At 65.5% G+C, this 18,434-nt stretch carries 15 protein-coding genes and 1 tRNA gene; 7 read left to right on the top strand and 9 right to left on the bottom strand.

Features of this window, described 5'->3' with window-relative positions:
• The first annotated feature begins 194 nt into the window (after positions 1-194).
• Together ACWPOB_RS25220 and ACWPOB_RS25225 are read left to right on the top strand one after the other, a co-directional pair.
• A complete protein-coding gene (locus ACWPOB_RS25220; protein WP_100054862.1) occupies positions 195-1,082 on the top strand; it encodes an LLM class F420-dependent oxidoreductase in 888 nt (295 codons plus the stop codon).
• Positions 1,073-2,989: a propionyl-CoA synthetase gene (locus ACWPOB_RS25225; protein WP_100054861.1), complete on the top strand. Its 1,917-nt coding sequence runs from the start codon at positions 1,073-1,075 to the stop codon at positions 2,987-2,989. The genes ACWPOB_RS25220 and ACWPOB_RS25225 overlap by 10 nt, the downstream gene beginning before the upstream one ends.
• An 18-nt stretch (positions 2,990-3,007) precedes the next feature.
• Here the strand turns inward: ACWPOB_RS25225 and selB are convergent, their stop codons facing one another.
• From selB to ACWPOB_RS25240, 3 genes are all read right to left on the bottom strand, one after another.
• The gene (gene selB / locus ACWPOB_RS25230) at positions 3,008-4,792 is read right to left on the bottom strand and encodes a selenocysteine-specific translation elongation factor (RefSeq protein WP_100054910.1); all 1,785 of its coding nucleotides are present in this window, start codon (positions 4,790-4,792) and stop codon (positions 3,008-3,010) included.
• Between the two features lie 2 nt (positions 4,793-4,794).
• Positions 4,795-6,087, bottom strand: coding sequence for an L-seryl-tRNA(Sec) selenium transferase (gene selA / locus ACWPOB_RS25235; RefSeq protein WP_377439094.1), 1,293 nt, complete (start codon positions 6,085-6,087; stop codon positions 4,795-4,797).
• Positions 6,088-6,115: 28 nt separating this feature from the next.
• Positions 6,116-6,211: transfer RNA gene (locus tag ACWPOB_RS25240), tRNA-Sec, on the bottom strand.
• 81 nt (positions 6,212-6,292) lie between these two features.
• Here ACWPOB_RS25240 and selD point away from each other — a divergent pair.
• Complete coding sequence (gene selD, locus ACWPOB_RS25245; RefSeq protein WP_100054909.1) at positions 6,293-7,282, top strand: selenide, water dikinase SelD; 990 nt, start codon at positions 6,293-6,295, stop codon at positions 7,280-7,282.
• Between the two features lie 20 nt (positions 7,283-7,302).
• Positions 7,303-8,478, top strand: coding sequence for an epoxide hydrolase family protein (locus ACWPOB_RS25250; RefSeq protein ID WP_100054860.1), 1,176 nt, complete (start codon positions 7,303-7,305; stop codon positions 8,476-8,478).
• A 103-nt stretch (positions 8,479-8,581) separates the two neighbouring features.
• Here the strand turns inward: ACWPOB_RS25250 and fdxA are convergent, their stop codons facing one another.
• From fdxA to ACWPOB_RS25275, 5 genes are all read right to left on the bottom strand, one after another.
• Complete coding sequence (fdxA, locus tag ACWPOB_RS25255; RefSeq protein WP_165037577.1) at positions 8,582-8,935, bottom strand: ferredoxin; 354 nt, start codon at positions 8,933-8,935, stop codon at positions 8,582-8,584.
• A gap of 63 nt (positions 8,936-8,998) precedes the next feature.
• A complete protein-coding gene (locus tag ACWPOB_RS25260) occupies positions 8,999-10,096 on the bottom strand; it encodes a 2-oxoacid:ferredoxin oxidoreductase subunit beta (RefSeq protein ID WP_165037578.1) in 1,098 nt (365 codons plus the stop codon).
• Complete coding sequence (locus ACWPOB_RS25265; protein ID WP_455402491.1) at positions 10,093-12,066, bottom strand: 2-oxoacid:acceptor oxidoreductase subunit alpha; 1,974 nt, start codon at positions 12,064-12,066, stop codon at positions 10,093-10,095. Before ACWPOB_RS25265 ends, ACWPOB_RS25260 begins: the two co-directional genes overlap by 4 nt.
• A 66-nt stretch (positions 12,067-12,132) precedes the next feature.
• Positions 12,133-13,554 carry a cytochrome P450 gene (locus ACWPOB_RS25270; RefSeq protein ID WP_455402492.1) on the bottom strand — a complete coding sequence of 474 codons (1,422 nt, stop codon included), beginning with the start codon at positions 13,552-13,554 and terminating at the stop codon, positions 12,133-12,135.
• On the bottom strand, positions 13,502-13,960 hold the full coding sequence (locus ACWPOB_RS25275) for a ferredoxin (protein ID WP_455402493.1): 459 nt from the start codon (positions 13,958-13,960) through the stop codon (positions 13,502-13,504). Before ACWPOB_RS25275 ends, ACWPOB_RS25270 begins: the two co-directional genes overlap by 53 nt.
• A 214-nt stretch (positions 13,961-14,174) precedes the next feature.
• Between ACWPOB_RS25275 and ACWPOB_RS25280 the strand changes: the two genes are divergently transcribed.
• Positions 14,175-15,284, top strand: coding sequence for an NDMA-dependent alcohol dehydrogenase (locus tag ACWPOB_RS25280; protein WP_455402496.1), 1,110 nt, complete (start codon positions 14,175-14,177; stop codon positions 15,282-15,284).
• A 269-nt stretch (positions 15,285-15,553) separates the two neighbouring features.
• Here the strand turns inward: ACWPOB_RS25280 and ACWPOB_RS25285 are convergent, their stop codons facing one another.
• Complete coding sequence (locus ACWPOB_RS25285; protein ID WP_100054854.1) at positions 15,554-17,020, bottom strand: aldehyde dehydrogenase family protein; 1,467 nt, start codon at positions 17,018-17,020, stop codon at positions 15,554-15,556.
• 179 nt (positions 17,021-17,199) lie between these two features.
• Here ACWPOB_RS25285 and ACWPOB_RS25290 point away from each other — a divergent pair, with 179 nt between their 5' ends.
• Together ACWPOB_RS25290 and ACWPOB_RS25295 are read left to right on the top strand one after the other, a co-directional pair.
• Positions 17,200-17,892 carry an alpha/beta fold hydrolase gene (locus ACWPOB_RS25290; RefSeq protein WP_455402494.1) on the top strand — a complete coding sequence of 231 codons (693 nt, stop codon included), beginning with the start codon at positions 17,200-17,202 and terminating at the stop codon, positions 17,890-17,892.
• 321 nt (positions 17,893-18,213) lie between these two features.
• Positions 18,214-18,434, top strand: a 221-nt coding sequence (locus ACWPOB_RS25295) for a thiolase family protein (protein WP_455402495.1), incomplete at its 3' end; no start/stop codon positions are given.

Below are 18,434 nucleotides of genomic sequence, written 5' to 3' on the forward strand. Positions count from 1 at the left end.
GCATGCTATCGGCTGCAAGGGCAATAGGGGAGGAGGTACGGTCGGCGCGTACCGAGCGGGCGGATGACCTCACAGCTGTCGAAGTCGGGGCTGCGATAGCATACCTGCATGCATAATGGTCGACTATGTGGACGTTTCTGGGGTCGAGCTGATCCTTCGCATGCTGCAGCCGCGGGAGAGGAAGGAGTGTGCCCATGAGGTTCGGTGCGGTTCTGCCGACGCAGGAGGTCGGAAGCGATCCGATCGCTGTCCGCGATTACGTCCAGGCGGTCGAAGGGCTCGGCTTCGATCACCTCGTCACGTACGATCACGTGCTGGGCGCGGTCCGGGAGTCACGGGAACCCCCACTGACCGGACCCTATGACGAGAAGGATCCGTTTCACGAGCCGTTGGTCCTTTTCGGTTTCCTGGCTGCATTGACAAGCACCCTGGAATTCTGCACGGGAGTCCTGGTCCTGCCGCAGCGGCAGACCGCGCTTGTGGCGAAGCAGGTCGCAGAGGTGAGCCTGCTCTCCGGGGGTAGGATTCGGCTGGCTGTCGGCACGGGGTGGAACCACACCGAGTACGAGTCGCTCGGTCAGGACTTCGACACCCGCGGTCCGAGATTGACCGAGCAGATGAAGCTTCTGCGCAGGCTGTGGACCGAGCCTGTGATCGATTTCGAGGGCCGATTCCACCGGGTCGATCGGGCCGGAATCCTACCGCTACCCGAGGTGCCGATTCCGCTGTGGTGCGGGGGTAAGGCCCTGCCTGCCCTTAAGCGGGCAGCGCGGCACGGGGACGGCTTCATGTGGGGATCGACCCGTCCCGAGGTTTTCGAGCAGGCTCCCGTCGTCCTCGATCTCGTCGCCGGATACGGCCGTGATCCCGCCACCTTCGGACTGGAGGCGGTCGTGGACGTCACCGCCGGCGAGAAGGAGTGGGAGCGTCGCCTGACCGCGTTCGAGATCGTCGGTGGCACGCACTTTTCGTTCCGAACCATCAGCACCGCTGCAGATTGGATGCAAATTCGAGACCCGGCCTGCACTTCCGTGAGTCAACACATCGACGCACTCGAAAGGTTTGCGAAAACATGCATGTGACTTCCGAGCCACCCCGGGGTGACTACGCTCGTGCCTTCGAGCAGAGCCTCGCCGACCCGTCTGCCTTCTGGGCGGAGGCTGCCCGATCCATCGACTGGATCTCCTTTCCCACACGAATCCTCGACGACACCGACGCCCCGTTCTATCGCTGGTACTGGGATGGTGAACTCAATGTGTGCTACAACGCGGTCGACCGCCACGTGGAGGCGGGCCGAGGCGAGCAGGCGGCCATCTACTACGACTCACCGGTGACGGGCCGGAAGTCGACAATCACCTATTCGCAGTTGCTGGCGCGCGTGCGTGCCGTCGCGGGTGGACTACGTGGACTCGGCGTCGAGAAGGGCGACCGCGTACTGATTTACATGCCGATGGTTCCAGAGGCTGCCATCGCGATGCTCGCGTGTGCCCGGCTCGGGGCTGTCCACTCGGTCGTCTTCGGTGGATTCGCACCTCAGGAACTCGCCCTGCGCATCGAGGACGCTGCACCGAAGGTGATCCTCTCCGCCTCGTGTGGAATCGAACCGTCCCGTGTAGTGCACTACAAGCCGTTTCTGGACGAGGCGATCGAACGGTCGACTCGGAAACCGGAACGCTGCGTCATCCTTCAGAGAGAGCAGGGGCGCGTCGAACTGGGAGAACGCGATCTCGACTGGGCGGAGTGGGAATCGAGCGAGGCGGCCGCAGCAGGTGCCGACCCCGTGCCGGTTGCGTCCACCGACCCTCTCTATATCCTCTACACGTCGGGTACGACGGGAAAGCCGAAGGGCATCTATCGCGACAGTGGCGGGTACGCAGTCGCGTTGCGGTGGTCGATGGAGAATCTCTACGACGTCGCACCGGGCGAGACGATGTTCACCGCAAGCGATGTCGGTTGGGTGGTCGGCCACTCGTACATTGTGTACGGGCCGTTGTTGGCCGGGGCTACGACCGTCCTCTACGAGGGGAAGCCGGTCGGCACTCCCGATGCCGGTGCATTCTGGCGCGTTGCGTCCGAGTACCGAGCCGTGGCCCTCTTCACCGCACCTACCGCGCTGCGCGCCATCAAGAAGGACGATCCGCAGGCGAATCTTCTCGCCGGGCACGACCTGTCCGAGTTCCGCACACTCTTCCTCGCCGGTGAGCGTCTCGACCCGGACACCTACCACTGGGCCACATCGACGCTCGGTGTACCGGTGATCGACAACTGGTGGCAGACCGAAACCGGGTGGCCGGTCGCATGCAACCCGAGGGGGATCGAACTCATGCCGGTCAAGCCAGGCTCGCCGACGAAGCCTGTTCCGGGATACGACGTGCACGTTCTCGATCAGGACGGCCGACAGGTCGAACCGGGTACCGAGGGCGCGATCTGCATCAAGCTGCCCATGCCGCCGGGCACCCTTCCTACCTTGTGGCACGACGACGAGCGGTACGTGAGTTCGTACTTGTCGACGTACCCGGGCTACTACCTCACCGGCGACGGCGGTTACATCGACAAGGACGGCTATCTGTTCGTGATGGGTCGGACCGACGACGTGCTCAACGTTGCCGGGCACCGGCTTTCCACCGGTTCCCTCGAAGCCGCGCTCGCGGGACACGACGCGGTGGCGGAATGCGCGGTCATCGGGGTTCGCGACGACCTCAAGGGCCAAGTGCCGCGTGCTCTGGTGGTGCTCAAGTCGGGAATCGACGGCGAGGCCGACGGCCCTCGCATTCGTGACGAGCTCGTCGATCGGGTCCGGACGGAAGTGGGTGCGGTGGCTGCGCTCCGCCGGGTCGACATCGTTTCGGCACTGCCGAAGACGCGCTCCGGCAAGATTCTGCGCAGAACGATGCGCGAAATGGCTGACGGAGGCAGTCCGGTGGTTCCGGCGACCATCGAGGATTCCGCCGTCCTCGACACCCTCGAACCCGTTCTTCGGGGTTCGTGATCGGGATCGCTCTCGATCTCAGCGGACCACGACGCGGTGCCCTGCATCGATTCGCCGCGTCCATCCGCGCGCGTCGAGATGTTCGAGGAGAGGCAGCGCTACCCGCCGGGTCGTGCCGAGCGCCTGGCGGGCCTCGCTCGTGGTGAACGGCTGGGGTAGGGCAGCGAGGACGCGCATGGCCTGCGCGGGAGCCAGAGGCAACAGGACGACGTCGTCGCGCCCGGCTTGGCCGACTCGGATCACGCGACCGAGCCGGATCGCCGCGGCGATCTCGCGAGAACCCAGGCCCGCATTCGTGAGGTCGCCGCGTTCCGGTGCAGCGAACGGAGAGGCGGCGAGTCGTTGCTCGAGAGCGCGAAGCGCATGCTCGGCCGGACCCAGCGACGGCACCACACCTGGTGCCTGTAGCCGCCCGTCGATGACCTCGACGTCGACGCCCGCCAACACGAGCGGCATGAGGGCCGGGTCGGGGAGGTGGATGGCAGCCCGGCCCGCGCCGACACTGAGCGTCGGGTCGAGCGGCTCTGTCTCGGCTCGCTCCGCCAGCGCCTTCACCAGGTCCTGACGCCACTGTGCGAGTGCCTCGGGAGAGACGAGCCAATCGCCGTAGGCGATGACGCCGTCGGGTAAGGGCTCTTCGTGGCCGGACCGCAGAACTCCCAATTCCCGGGCGTCGGCCATATGCAGGGCTCCGCGTCGTGAAACCTCACGCTGCAAGTCCGGCCGATGCGGCGCCTGCGCGAGCGCCTGGGCCCACTTCGCTGCCGCTCCTCGTCGAGTCAGGGCGGGTGGATCGATGTCGAGCACCACGAAGCCCTGGACCGAGTCGTGTGCCCCGGGATTGCGGACGATACCCCGATCGCCCGCCGTCAAAGGCAAGGGAGTACGTAGCGTCAGCCGTGCGGTGTCGTCGCCCAAAGGACGGACCCGAGCCGAGATGCCGGCGGTCCCCACGTGCACCATGACTTCCCGGGCGGATTCGCGCGGGTCCGCGCTCATGCGTACATCCAGGACGGAAATGCTGCGCCATCCCCCGGGCGTGACCAGGGCGTCCCCGCGGCCGACGGCGCCGGCTGCCAAATTCCGTAGATTGAGTCCTACGCGGGCGACTGCTTTCACCCGGGTCCGTGGCTTACCGAGCGACTGCACACCTCGAACCCGCACCCGACGCCCGTTGAGCAGGAGTTCGTCGCCCACCGCGACGGTTCCCTGACTCAGGGTGCCGGTCACCACTGTGCCACTGCCGTGGATTGTGAAGGAGCGGTCGACCCACAACCGGGCCGGGCCCTCGACGTCCGAAGGTGGAAGGGAACCGACAAGATCGTCGAGGCGGCTCCGCAACTCGCTCATTCCCTCTCCGGTGAGAGCCGATACTGCGACGGCCGGCACATCGCGAAGGCTCGTCCGAGCCAGCGCGTCGCGCGCTTCACGCAGCGCCGGACGGGGATCCGCCAGGTCTGTTCGGGTGATGACGAGCAGGCCGTGTTCGATTCCCAGTGCATCCGCGGCGGCGAGATGTTCGGCGGACTGCTGTCGCCAGCCCTCGTCCGCGGCGACGACGAACAGAACGGCGCGTAGAGGCCCAAGTCCCGCAAGCATATTCGAGACGAAACGCTCATGTCCTGGGACGTCGACGATGGCAAGGTCCGCACCGGAGGGCAGCCTGGTCCAGGCGTAGCCCAGGTCGATCGTCATGCCGCGCTGGTGCTCCTCGGTCCATCGGTCCGGCTCGATTCCGGTGAGAGCACGGACGAGAGCCGATTTGCCATGATCGACGTGCCCGGCGGTCGCGATCACGTGCATGATCAACTCACAGCAGCCAGCGCAACGCGCACGGCGGTCGTCAGAGCGGCGTCTGCCGCCTCCGGTACACATCTCGGGTCGACCAGGCAGCGGCCCCGCTCGACGCGCGCCACGACACCCGGATCACCGTGACGAAGAGCCTCGGCGCAGGCGGCCGGCAACGACACGGCATATCCGGGAAGCACGACACCCGGCGCCCCTCCGCCGCCGACGGCGCCGTCGACGGAAACCACGTCGCACCCCACGGACGCCGCGATCCGCTCGGCCCGCTCACGCAGACGCGTCGGATCTGCGTGGAGATACCGCATCACCGGATGTGCGGGTCCGCGAAGAGTCGCTTCGAGGGCGGCTAGGGTCAGTTTGTCGACGCGCAGGGCCCGCGCGAGAGGATGGCGCCGCATTCGCTGCACGATGTCGGCCTGGCCGAACACGATTCCCGCTTGCGGGCCCCCCAGAAGCTTGTCCCCGCTCGCCGTGACGAGGGAAGCCCCCTCCGCCAGGCACGTGGACGCGTCCGGCTCGTCGGGCAAGAGCGGGTCGGGGCGCAGCAGACCGCTACCGATGTCCATGATCACCGGCACACCGAGGCCGGACAGCTCGGCCAAACCCACCGAGGCGGTGAATCCATCGATCTTGAAGTTGCTCGGGTGCACCTTCAGGATGCAACCCGTGTCCGGGCCGAGGGCATCGGCATAGTCCCGCAAATGAGTCCGATTGGTCGTGCCGACTTCGCGCAGGCGCGCTCCGGTGGAAGCGAGGAGGTCCGGGAGGCGGAAGCCATCGCCGATCTCGACCATCTCGCCGCGGCTGACGAGCACCTCGGACCCGGCGGCCAGGGTCGTCGTCGCGAGCACGAGGGCGGCAGCACCGTTGTTGACCACGAGGGCGTCGCCCGCGGACGGGACCGCCGCGCGCAACGCGGCAAGCGTCCCGCGGCCCCGCTGTGCGCGGGCGCCGCTTGCCACGTCGTACTCGACGTCCACGTATGCCGCTGCGGCGACGATCGCCTCGACGGCCGCGTCCGACAGCGGCGCCCTACCGATGTTCGTGTGCACGACGACGCCCGTCGCGTTGAGCAGTGGCCGGAGGGTCGTGGCCCGGGAGGGGAGCAGGCGCAAGGCAGTCTCAGGCACGGCGGACGGTGACACCTCGCCGGTCCGGGCGAGGCGTTGCGCGGTCCGCACCGCTTCGAGGACGGTGGGGCGTCCTAGTCGCTCCACGGCCTCGCCGAGGTCCGGACGAGCGAGGAGCGCGTCGGTGCGAGGAATCCCCCTGCGTGGATCGGGGTCGAGCACCCATGCCTCCGTCGGTCGTGCGAGAGTGTGGCGGAGATGGACGGGAATCGAACCCGCCAGACCGAGATACTCGATCTCACCGGTTTTGAAGACCGGGGGGACCACCAGGAACCCAGACATCTCCGCGGCCAACTATAGCGGCATGACGGATTGTGTGCACCAACAGGGTGCCATTCTGTCCACCAGATGGCATACAGTTGTGGTCATGACTGTTGCAGAGTCCTATCGCCTCACTCAGTTCGCCCACGGCGGCGGATGTGCCTGCAAGATCCCGCCGGGCGAATTGGAGGAGATCGTCCAGGGCCTCGTCGGTGTGGTGTCGTCGGACCTCCTCGTAGGCCTCGACGACGGGGACGACGCGGCCGCCGTCCGGCTCAGCGGCGACACGGCGGTTATTGCGACTGCCGACTTCTTCACCCCGGTGGTGGACGACCCCTACGACTGGGGCCGGATCGCCGCCGCGAACGCGTTGTCCGACATATACGCAATGGGGGGCCGACCGCTGGTGGCGCTCAACCTCTTGGGCTGGCCGAGGGACGTTCTCCCGGTCGAACTCGTTCGGGAGGTCCTACGGGGCGGCCTGGACATCGCCCGAGAGGCAGAATGTCCCGTTGCCGGAGGTCACAGCGTGGACGACCCGGAACCCAAGTACGGTATGGCCGTCACGGGAATCGCCGACGCACGACGCCTACTGCGCAACGATGCCGCTCGTCCCGGACAGGCGCTGTCGCTGACCAAGCCGCTCGGTGTCGGCATCCTCAACAACCGGCACAAGGCGACAGGCGAACAGTTCCCCGAGGCCGTGGAGTCCATGGTGACACTCAACCGCGAGGCTGCTGGTCAGGCGCTGGATGCGGGGATCGAGGCCGCGACGGACGTCACCGGGTTCGGCCTGCTGGGGCACCTCTACAAGATGGCGCGGGCGTCCGGCGTCAGTGTGGTCGTCGATGCAGCCGCAGTCCCATACCTGGCCGGTGCTCGTGAGTCCTTGGCCGACGGGTACGTTCCCGGCGGGAGCAAACGAAACCTCGATTGGGTACGTCCGCACCTGGAGGCCGGCGTGGGCGACGATGTCCTCATCTTGCTTGCCGACGCACAGACCAGCGGTGGTTTGTTGCTGGCGGGAGAGATTCCCGCGGGCACGGTCATCGGCGAATTCGTTCCCCGTGGGGAATCCGTGGTCGTGGTGCGCTGAGCCGGAGGTCGATCGCCGCAATGGGTACAGAGCCGTTCGAGATTGCCGTTCCGGACGTGAAACTGGAGGAGTTGAGGCGTCGGTTGGAGGCCACCAACTGGCCGCACGACATGGCGAACGACGAGTGGAACTACGGCGCGAACGGTGAGTATCTGCGCGGTCTGGTCGACTACTGGCTGCACGGCTACGATTGGCGCGCCCAAGAGCGTCTGATCAACAGCTTCACCCACTACAAGACCGAGATCGACGGCGTCCCATTGCACTTCATGCGGGAGCCGGGCAAGGGGCCGAATCCGATCCCACTGGTCATGATCCACGGCTGGCCCTGGACCTTCTGGGACTATCACGAATTGATCCGGCCGCTGGCAGATCCCGCGTCCTTCGGTGGCGATCCGAACGACAGTTTCGAGGTCATTGTCGTGTCCATGCCGGGTTTCGGATTCTCTTCGCCGCTCGTGCAGCCCGGCATGAATGCGTGGCGTGCCGCCGACCCCATCCACAGACTCATGACGGAGCACCTGGGGTTCAGCCGATTCGGTGCCCACGGTGGGGACTGGGGTGCCACGACCACGGCTCAACTCGGTCACAAGTACCCTGACAGCGTCATCGGAATTCACTTGACGAGCACACCCCGACTCGATCACTGGAACAGTCAGCGACCATGGGATGTGACCGCCGGGCGAATGGTGTCCGACGACCTGCCGGAGTCGACACGGATCGCTCACCTCGACATCCAGCGCCGCGTCGCCAGTCATGTCGCCGTGCACATGCTGGATCCGCAGACCCTCGCCTATGCCCTACACGATTCGCCGGTGGGACTGCTGGCTTGGTTGGTGGAGCGGCGCCGGGCCTGGAGTGCCAACGACGGCGACGTCGAGCAGGCATTCACCCGCGACTTCCTGCTGACCACCACGTCGATCTACTGGTTCACCGACACCTTCGTGACCTCGGCCCGGCTGTACGCCGAAGCCGGACGGAACCCGTGGCAGCCGTCCCATTCGCACACGCCTCTGGTCAACGTGCCGACGGGAGTGTCGTACATGAGATTCGACGTGAGCAGCCGTTCGAGTGAGGCGGAACGGCAGTTCGACGTGCGCTATACCAAAGAGCATCCGTTCGGCGGTCACTTCGCTCCCGCCGAGGAGCCGCGGGCCGTTGTGGACGACATCAGGGCCGTCTTCCGGCTCTTGCGCTGAGTGCTCCGATTGCCCGGATTCTCCCCGGTGGGTGACCCGGCGCGCAGCCGGGCCACCCGAGTTTCCGCTAGGCTCTGCAATCCGAGGCGGGACGTACCGGAGTTCAGTGTGTGTTGTTCTCGCGCAACGGGAATCGTGCGACCATGGTGGTGTCGGTGGCTGTGGCACCGAGCTTGGCCGCACCTCCCGGCGAGCCGAGCGGCTCGGCGTGGCCGGACAGCGGTTCGGCGAAGAAGGCGGCGTTGTCGGCGATGTGCGGGGTCCACTCCTGTGGGACGTCGTCTTCGTAGAAGATGGCTTCGACGGGGCAGACGGGCTCGCATGCTCCGCAGTCGACGCACTCGTCGGGGTGGATGTAGAGCGCTCGTGCGCCTTCGTAGATGCAGTCGACCGGGCATTCTTCCATGCAGGATCGGTCCATGACGTCGATGCAGGGCTCGGTGATCACATATGCCATGATCTGTCACCTTCGGTGTGGGTCGGATCGGGTTGTGGTGGGCGGAGGGCGATCTGTCGCATCTCAGGTGACGGTCCAGGTGTCGCGGCCGCGGAGGAGTTCGTCGACGTCGGCGTCGGTGGCCGGGCCGCCGGCGTTGTCGACGCAGTCGCTGACCTGGGCGCGCACGAGGTCGTCGTAGGTCGGGCGCGCCACGTTGCGGAAGATGCCCATGGGCACGTGGGTCATCTCGGGGCTGTCGAGCCGGGACAAGGCGAAGGCCTGTGTCGGCTCGGCGGCCGCGCTGTCGTGGACAACGACGTCGAGGCCGTGCGACTGGGCGTGGGGGACGAACTCCATCGCTCCGCCGGTGCGGCGGACGAGTACCCGGCGATCGTCGGCGGGGCCGAGTTGGACGACCTCCCCGTGCCGCAGGTGCACCAGGCGGGCCTGCTGTTCGGTGCGGTCCTTGATCAGGTCGAAGGCCCCGTCGTTGAAGATCGGGCAGTTCTGGTAGATCTCGACCAGGGCGGTGCCGCGATGTTCGGCGGCGGCCCGAAGGACCTCGGTGAGGTGTTTGCGGTCGGAGTCCATGGTCCGGGCCACGAAGCTGGCCTCGGCCCCCAGGGCCAGCGAGACCGGGTTGAACGGCTGGTCGACCGAGCCGAGGGGGGTGGATTTGGTGATCTTGCCGACCTCGGAGGTGGGTGAGTACTGTCCCTTGGTCAGTCCGTAGATGTGGTTGTTGAACAGCAGGATCGTGAGGTTGACGTTGCGGCGCAGCGCGTGGATGAGGTGATTGCCGCCGATGGACAGGGCGTCGCCGTCGCCGGTGACCACCCACACCGACAGGTCCGGTCGGCTCGTCGCCAGGCCGGTGGCGATGGCCGGTGCGCGTCCATGGATCGAGTGCATGCCGTAGGTGTCGAGGTAGTACGGGAACCGCGAGGAGCACCCGATGCCAGAGATGAACACGATGTTCTCCCGGGCGAGTCCGAGTTCGGGCAGAAAGCTCTGCACCGCGCCGAGGATGGCGTAGTCGCCGCAGCCCGGGCACCAGCGCACCTCCTGGTCGGAGGCGAAGTCCTTCTTCGTCTGCTTCGGAGCGTCGGGGCGATGATGCGGCACACCGGCGGTTCCGCCGAAGAGGTGGTTCGTCGGGAAACCGAGATCGGTGGTCATGCGGGCACCTCCGGGGAAGCGGCATCGAGGTCGGACACCGCGATCGATGTGATCGCCTCGGTCAGTTCGGCGGTCGTGAGCGGCAGCCCGCGTACCGAGGTGAACGAACGGACGTCGACGAGATACCGGGCACGCAGCAGCAGGGCGAGCTGGCCGAGATTCATCTCCGGGACCAGTACGCGTTCGTAGCGTGCGAGCACCTCGCCGGTGTTGGCGGGGAACGGGTTCAGGTGACGCAGGTGGGCGCGGGCAACCTTGACGCCGGTGCGGCGCACCGCGCGCACCGCCGAGGCGATCGGCCCGTATGTCGACCCCCATCCCAGCACCAGCACCGACGCGTCCCCGCTCGGGTCGTCGACCTCGAGGTCACCGACGGCGTCGGCGATCCGGGCGACCTTGCCGGCCCGCAGCCGCGTCATCAGGTCGTGATTGTCCGGGTCGTAGGAGATGTTGCCGGTGATGTGCGCCTTCTCGATCCCGCCCACCCGATGTTCGAGTCCGGGCGTGCCGGGGACCACCCACGGTCGGGCCAGGGTGTGCTCGTCGCGCAGGAACGGGCGGAAGACCGGTTCGCCGTTGTCGTCGACATCGTTCGGTGCGGTGGTGAACCGCACGGTCGACTCGGGCAGCTCGGCGATGCTCGGCACCGCCCACGGCTCCGAGCCGTTGGCGAGGGAGCCGTCGGACAGCACGAACACCGGGGTGCGGTAGGTGACGGCGATCCGCACCGCCTCGACGGCGGCGTCGAAGCAGTCGGCCGGGGACCGCGGAGCAACGACCGGCACCGGCGATTCCCCGTTGCGGCCGAACATCGCCTGCAGCAGATCCGACTGCTCGGTCTTGGTGGGCAGGCCGGTGGAGGGACCGCCCCGCTGGACGTCGACAATCACCAGCGGCAGTTCCAGCGAGACCGCAAGACCGATCGCCTCGGACTTGAGCGCCACTCCCGGCCCGGACGTCGACGTCACCCCGACGGCGCCGCCGAACGAGGCCCCGATCGCGGCCCCGATGCCGGCGATCTCGTCCTCGGCCTGCATGGTGATCACGCCGTAGCGCTTGAGCCCGGCGAGCGTGTGCAAGATGTCCGAGGCCGGCGTGATCGGATACGAGCCGAGCACCAGCGGCAGCCCCGCCTTGTGTGCGGCCGCGACCAGCCCGTACGCCAGGGCCGTGTTGCCGGTGACGTTGCGGTAGATCCCCGGTGGCATCGTCGCCGGGGCGACCTCGTAGGACACCGAGAAGTCCTCGGTGGTCTCCCCGTAGTTGAACCCGGCGCGCAGCGCGGTGAGGTTGGCGGCGAGCAGATCGGGCTCGGCCGCGAACTTCCTGCCCAGGAAGGCTTCCGTCCCGGCGGTCGGCCGGTTGTACATCCACGACAGCAGACCGAGGGCGAACATGTTCTTCGCCCGCTCCTTGTCCTTGCGGGACAACGAGTCGAATTCGCCGAGTGCTTCGACGGTGATCGACGTCAGCGCGACCGGGTGCACGTGCCACGACTCGAGCGAGCCGTCCTCGAGCGGGTTGGCGGCGTAGCCGACCTTGGCCAGATTCCGCCTGGTGAACTCGTCGGTGTTGACGATCAGCGTGCCGCCGCGAGGCAGATCACGCAGATTCGCCACGAGCGCAGCGGGATTCATCGCAACAAGCACATCGGGCGCATCGCCCGGGGTGAGCACGTCGTGATCGGCGAAATGCACCTGGAAACTCGACACACCCGGAAGAGTGCCCTGCGGAGCGCGGATCTCGGCCGGGAAGTTCGGCAGGGTCGACAGATCGTTGCCCAGTGCCGCGGTCTGCGAGGTGAATCGATCCCCCGTCAATTGCATGCCGTCGCCGGAATCCCCGGCGAATCTGATCACCACGCGATCGAGTTGGCGGACAGGTTTACCGCAGTCCGATCCACGGCCCGGCGTGCCGGGGCTAACGGATGTCGACGATGTCACTGGACGTTTCTCCGAGTCTTGGTGCATTTTCGGTCTTGTCGGTCGGTGCGCAACCGGCGCAGTCGATCCCTCGTGCCTCCACGGGCATCGCCCCTAGTCCAGGCACACACCGGAAGGGATCCGCGATCCGGGTGTGAACGTGGCCGGCATGGCGATGAACGAGTTCACCACTCCGAGATCGGGGATCTTGTGGGATTCGGCCCGATCGATCTTCAGGTCGGGCATGCGGGTGAGGACCTGACGCAGCACCACCTGGAAGATGGTACGGGCCAGGTGCGAACCCAGGCAGCGGTGGATGCCGGTGCCGAAACCGAGGTGTCGGTTCGGGAACCGTTCGAGGTCGACCTCCTCGGGATTGTCGAAGACCTTTTCGTCGTAGTTGGCCGAGCGGAACATCATCAACATTCGTTCACCCGCGGTGACGGTTTGACCTTCGACCTGGAAGTCCTTGGCGGCGGTGCGGGCCAGTCCTGCGACCGGGCTGATCCAGCGAACGAACTCCTCCGTGGCGGTCTGGAGCAGTTTGTCGTCGGTGAGCAGGCGTTGCTTGTTCTCGGGGTGTTCGTCGAGCCAGAACAGGGAGCCGGTGATCAGGGTTGCGGTCGTGTCGAAGCCGCCGAGCAGCATGAGCCAGAAGAGGGCTTGCAGGTCCTCGTCGGGCATGTGTTCGCCGTCGATCTTCACGGCGATCATGTCGTCGATGAGGCCCTGTCGGGGGTTGTCGCGGCGTTCTTTGACGATGTCGAGCAACTGGACGAAGATCTGGCCGATCTGAGCCTGAACCTCGGCGTTATACGGTTCGTAGGTGATTCGGTGGATCGGTTCGGCGTAGAACTTCCACGTGTTCAGAGGCAAGCCGAGAAGGTCGAGGGTGGCGAGGGCGGTGACGGGGTTGGCGAGGTCCATGACGAGGTCGAGTTCGCCCTTTTCGATGACCTTGTTGATGACCTCGGTGGTGAGCGCTTCGATACGGTCACGGCGTCGGCGGATGGCGGTTGGCGAGAAGTGGGGGTTGAGCGCTCCCCGGTAGCCGTCCCACTCCGGCGGATCCGTCTCCTCCGGGATGTTGCAGGGTTGCGGCGGCGCCGGGATCGACACGCCGCCTACCGGTGTGCCATCCGCGGTGAACGTCTTCTTGGTCGAGCACCGGTCGCGGTCGCGTAGTGACTCGGTCACACCTTGGTGGCTGGCGACGACCCAGAAGCCGTCGTACGACTCGGTCCACGAGACCGGGCAGCGTGAGCGAAGCTCTGCTGAGATGCGATCGCCGTCGGCGGCGAATTCGGGAGAGTGATGGTCGAACTCGACCGTTGGTCGGGTGCTCGTCATCGGGTGGCTCCGTTCTCGAGGTAGGACTGGGTTCGATACGCGCGAGACTTCGGTCGATGTCCGCTTCCGGTTTCGGGATCGAAACCGAGTTGATGGAGGGAAAAGTGCATGTCGAACGGGCGAGCCCTCCCGCTCAGCTTTCGGTGATTTCCACGGCTCTCTCGGGGCATGTTGCCTGTGCGTCACGGATGGCGTCGTATCGGTCGGGTGTCACGGCGGTCTCGTCGACGAATGCGTGACCGTCGTCGTCGCGAAGGAGGAAGACGTCAGGAGATGCCATAGCGCACAGAGTGTGGCCCTGGCATCGACCCTCATCGACTCGAACCTTCATTGGTGCTCCTCTTGGGGGATGGGGCCTACTGTGTCGGCCCTCACGTTCTAATGATCTACAGTTTTGCATGCAAATCTTGATCGAACAAGGGGGAGTTTCACCGACCTTTCCAAGCTTGTCGACACGCAGGGGACTCGATCCACCGGCCCGTTCACCCGAGGTACCTGCGCTTGCAGGGGACTTCGGAGTGCCACGGCGAACCCGTCCACTCGCGGCGGAGGCCGAAATGCTAAGCCGAAAGAACGGTAGCCATTGGCACATAATCTATTGCATACATGAGTCGGCAACGATACTGTTGTCGCTGCTTCCTGGCGCCGGCGAGGGGGCACGATCCCACCGAGCAGACGGTGGGGGACCGGTTGTCGCGAGGTGTTCGAGCGGGACGGCAACTCCATGGTTGTGGCCGGAGTGCCGGCCGCACCTCAGAGCAGCGCAAAGTCCGTCCACAAACTGACCTATGACTCTGGAGGTAGTGATGAAGGCTCGTGCAGCGGTTCTCTGGGAGCAGCCGGGAAAATGGACGATCGAGGATGTCGAGCTCGACAGCCCGCAAGCGGGTGAAGTACTCGTCGAGATGGTGGCGACCGGACTGTGCCACTCCGACGACCATATGGCGGTGGGCGATGTTCCGTGTCCGACGCTGCCGTTCTGTGCAGGACACGAGGGCGCTGGCATCGTTCGGGAAGTCGGGCCGGGCGTGCGGGACCTGAAGGTCGGCGATCACATCATCACGTCCTTTGTCCCGTCCTGCGGAAAATGTCGCTGGTGCGCTTCCGGAATGCAGCACCTCTGCGACTACGGTGCACTCATCATGACGGGCGCTCAGCTCGACGGTACGTGCCGTATGCATATCGGTGACGCAGACGTACCGACGGCAGCCATGCTCGGGACATTCGCCACCCACCAGGTATTCAACGAGGAGTCGTGCATCAAGATTCGACAGGATGTGCCTCTCAATGTTGCGTGCATCGCCGCCTGCGGCGTTCCGACAGGTTGGGGATCGGCAACCAACGCCGCCGACGTGCGTCCCGGAGATGTGGTCATCGTCATGGGGACGGGCGGTCTCGGGATGAGTGCCGTCCAAGGTGCTCGGTTCGCCGGGGCAGCCCATGTCATCGCCGTGGATCCGGTGGCGTTCAAGCGGGAGAAGGCTCTCGAACTCGGTGCTACCGAGGCATACGACGATATCGATGAGGCAACCGAATTCGCGCGCTCCATTACCAACGGGCAAGGAGCCGACTCCGCCATCATCACGACGAGTCTGATAACGGGTGAACACGTCAACAACGCCTTCAAGGCGATTCGCAAGGCCGGCACGGTTGCGGTGACGGCCCAGGGGTCCCCGTTCGAGACGGGTATGCCGATTAATCTGTTCGAATTGTCGATGTACCAGAAGCGGATTCAGGGTGTTCTGTTCGGTATGAGCTCGCCGCGCGAGGCTGTCCCCATGCTTCTCGACCTCTACGCCGAGGGGCAGCTCAAGCTCGACGAGATGATCACCACGCGGTATACCCTCGATCAGATCAACGATGGATACGCAGATATGCACGCGGGCAGGAACATCCGTGGTGTTATCGATTTCTGATGGCTCGGCCCACGGCTCTGTCGAGCCGTGCGGCGTGTAGGGACCACTGCAGAGCGAAGATCAGGTATCCGTCGTGCGGCCCGGCTGTCACCAGCCGGGTCGCACCGGTCTGTATACCCCAGCCGCGGGGATCGACTCCGTTTCGTGACAGGCCGAGCGGCTGTCGACGACTCGGTACAGCAAGCCGTAGAGCCCCTGCCCGTAAGGGGCAGGGGCTCTACGAGTGGTCGGCTCGAGGCTTGTTACGCGTCTTGCGAATACACCGGCTGTCAGGCCCCGCATCCCCAGGTCACGGTAGTGGACTGCAGGTATTCTCCGATCGCTTCCGGGCCGCGTTCGCGGCCGATCCCACTGGCCCCGAATCCGCCGAAGGGAGCGTCGAGGTTGAAACCGCCCTGGCCGTTGATCGTGACGAATCCGGAACGGATCTGCTTGGCCATGTCGTATGCGCGACCGGCGTCCTTGGACCAGATCCCGCCACCGAGTCCGTAGAGGCTCTCGTTGGCGAGAGCCACGGCCTCCTCGTCGGTGTCGAATGCGTTGATGATCTGAACGGGCCCGAAGAATTCGGTTGTCGCAATGGTCGACGTGTTGTCCACGTTGGTGAACAGCGTCGGCTCGACGTAGAAGCCTTTGTCGAGACCCGCGGGGCGGCCGCCGCCCGTCACGAGTTCGCCGCCCTCCTCGATGCCCTTGGCGATGAGCGCCTCGACCTTGGCGCGTTGCGCTTCACGGATGAGGGGTCCCATCTCGACTGTGGCATCGGCGGGATCGCCGATCTTCATTGCCTGCATGGCCTTGCTGGTGGCGGACACCACCTCGTCGAAGATCGACCGGTGCACGAAGGTTCGCGTGGTGAGCGAACAGCCTTGGCCTGCTTGAATTGTGGAGTTCAGGAGGACGTCGGCGATCGCCTTCTCGAGGTCTGCATCGGCGCGGATGATGCTTGCAGACTTGCCGCCCAGCTCCAACACGACACGTTTGAACGAGGGTGCTGCCTGAGTGGCGATCTTCGAGCCGACGATATCCGAGCCGGTGAAGCTCACCATGTCGACGAGGGGGCTGGTCGTCAGAAGTTCACCGACCTCCACGTCACCGGTGAGGACGTTGAGTACTCCAGCGGGAAGACCGGCCTCCTCGGCGATTTCGCCGAGGACGAGGGCCTCGAGGGGGGTGTAGGGCGAGGGCTTGAGGACGGTCGTGCACCCTGCTGCGAGTGCAGGGCCGAGCTTGAAGAGGTTGAGGAAGAAGGGAAAGTTGTAGCCTGTGATCAGCGCCGCTACACCCGCGGGACGTTGCCGCACCACTCCCTGGGTCAGGCCACCCATGCCCGCCATGGGTGTGAGAGGCCGCTCGAACGAGTAGGCCGGCAACGTCCGATCCACCATGTCCATCCATGCATCGATCGGGAAGTTGGTGTGGACCACCTGCGATTGCCACCCCACCGACCCGGCTTCCGCTACGTTGAGCGCGGCGATCTCCTCGGAGCGACGCTGCATGATCTCGCCCATGCGCCGCAAAATGTCCGCCCTTTCGCGGGTTGAGGTGCGGCCCCAGGGTCCCTCGTCGAACGCCTTCCGCGCTGCCCGAAGCGCGCGCATGGCATCTTCGCGAGAGGCGCGGCCGACCTGAGCGATTGTCTGCTCGGTCGCGGGGTTGATCACGATGTCTACTTCATCGGTTCCGGCATCGGTCCAGGAACCGTCGACGAAGATCTGTCGGACATTGTCGGTCATGTGGAGTCCTTATCCAAAGCGGGTACTGCTACCTGGTCGGCCATCCCTCAGGACGAGTGGATTCATGATTGCATGCGACTTTGAATGCGTCTAGACATGTCTTATGGTGTGCAGAGGGTGAGGGGCGCCTCGGGCGCCGTGCGAGAGTGTGATCGTCATTCGGCCCTTAGGAGAACAGCATGAGCGATCCGGTGTTGTTGGTGCACGGCGCATTTACCGGTGCGTGGGCATGGAGGCCGGTTCTGGGCGAGCTGGAACGGCGCGGTATCGATGCATCTGCGATCGATCTACCCAGTCGACGTGCGGGGGGCACCTTCGCCTCCGACGTCGCTTCCGTACGCGGGGCCTTGAAGGACCTCCGTGGACCTGCTGTACTTGTCGGCCACTCGTACGCGGGCGCTGTGATAACCGCAGCCTCTGCAAACAACGACGATGTCGCTCGACTGGTCTACGTATGTGCGGCTCTCCCCCAGGAAGGCGAATCGGTTTCCGCGTTGATGCAACGGGATCCCGATCCGGGACAGTTGGGATCGGCCATCAGACCCACCGACGACGGTATGGCGGTGTTGGATCCGGTCGGAGCGAAAGCCCACCTCTGCAACGACGCGACAGGCGCGCAGGCGACCCCCTTCATCGAGTCGCTCGGATCGCATGCTCTGGCAACCTTCGGAGAAGCGGTACACGACCTCGGGTGGAAGGACCATCCGGTCACATACCTACTGTGCACTCGGGACAAGACCTTTTCCCCGGCACTGCAACGCGAATTCGCCCGCCATGCCGAAACGGTTGTCGAAGTGGACTCGGGACACTGCCCGATGCTCACCCGCCCGGCGGCGGTGGCCGATGCGATCACCGCCACGGAGCGTCGGTAGACGCACCACCGAATTCGGATGTGCTCATGTGATCCTTGCCATCTTCTTGTGAACCGGTTTCGAGCGCAGGCGGATTCGTTCGAGCGCAGGCGGATTCGATGACCAGTTCGCTGCAGTTCTCTCTGGGACGGCCTGCCCGCCCCGCCCGGGCAGGCACAAGTGCGGCTTTGGTAAGTGAGTCGATTCGGGTCGAGGTGAACGCTCATGCGGATCGTTCACCGACGATGCGGTTCGCTCGGTCGCCGAGGTCGCGTCGTGTCCACGGCGTCCTGTCCGAGTCCGGGCCGGCACCAAGCGTCAACACAAAACAAGGAGCACGTGATGCCCGAAGCTGTGATTGTGTCCGCCGCCCGTTCTCCCATCGGGCGGGCGATGAAGGGGTCGCTCAGGACGGTGCGTCCGGACGACCTGGCCGCCCAGATGGTCGCGGCCGCCCTGGCGAAGGTGCCGGAGCTGGACCCGACCCAGATCGACGACCTGATGCTCGGCTGCGGCCAGCCCGCCGGCCAGTCCGGGTTCAACATCGCCCGCGTCGTCGCGGT

The organism is Rhodococcus sp. 2H158 (genome assembly GCF_053764755.1).

Coding starts and splice junctions, on each gene's coding strand:
- ACWPOB_RS25280 (WP_455402496.1), top strand. CDS start 14,175: ATGAAGGCTCGTGCAGCGGTTCTCTGGGAGCAGCCGGGAAAATGGACG.
- fdxA (WP_165037577.1), bottom strand. CDS start 8,935: ATGGCATATGTGATCACCGAGCCCTGCATCGACGTCATGGACCGATCC.
- ACWPOB_RS25290 (WP_455402494.1), top strand. CDS start 17,200: ATGAGCGATCCGGTGTTGTTGGTGCACGGCGCATTTACCGGTGCGTGG.
- ACWPOB_RS25265 (WP_455402491.1), bottom strand. CDS start 12,066: ATGCACCAAGACTCGGAGAAACGTCCAGTGACATCGTCGACATCCGTT.
- selD (WP_100054909.1), top strand. CDS start 6,293: ATGACTGTTGCAGAGTCCTATCGCCTCACTCAGTTCGCCCACGGCGGC.
- ACWPOB_RS25275 (WP_455402493.1), bottom strand. CDS start 13,960: ATGTGCCAATGGCTACCGTTCTTTCGGCTTAGCATTTCGGCCTCCGCC.
- ACWPOB_RS25220 (WP_100054862.1), top strand. CDS start 195: ATGAGGTTCGGTGCGGTTCTGCCGACGCAGGAGGTCGGAAGCGATCCG.
- ACWPOB_RS25225 (WP_100054861.1), top strand. CDS start 1,073: ATGCATGTGACTTCCGAGCCACCCCGGGGTGACTACGCTCGTGCCTTC.
- ACWPOB_RS25260 (WP_165037578.1), bottom strand. CDS start 10,096: ATGACCACCGATCTCGGTTTCCCGACGAACCACCTCTTCGGCGGAACC.
- ACWPOB_RS25250 (WP_100054860.1), top strand. CDS start 7,303: ATGGGTACAGAGCCGTTCGAGATTGCCGTTCCGGACGTGAAACTGGAG.
- ACWPOB_RS25285 (WP_100054854.1), bottom strand. CDS start 17,020: ATGACCGACAATGTCCGACAGATCTTCGTCGACGGTTCCTGGACCGAT.
- selB (WP_100054910.1), bottom strand. CDS start 4,792: ATGCACGTGATCGCGACCGCCGGGCACGTCGATCATGGCAAATCGGCT.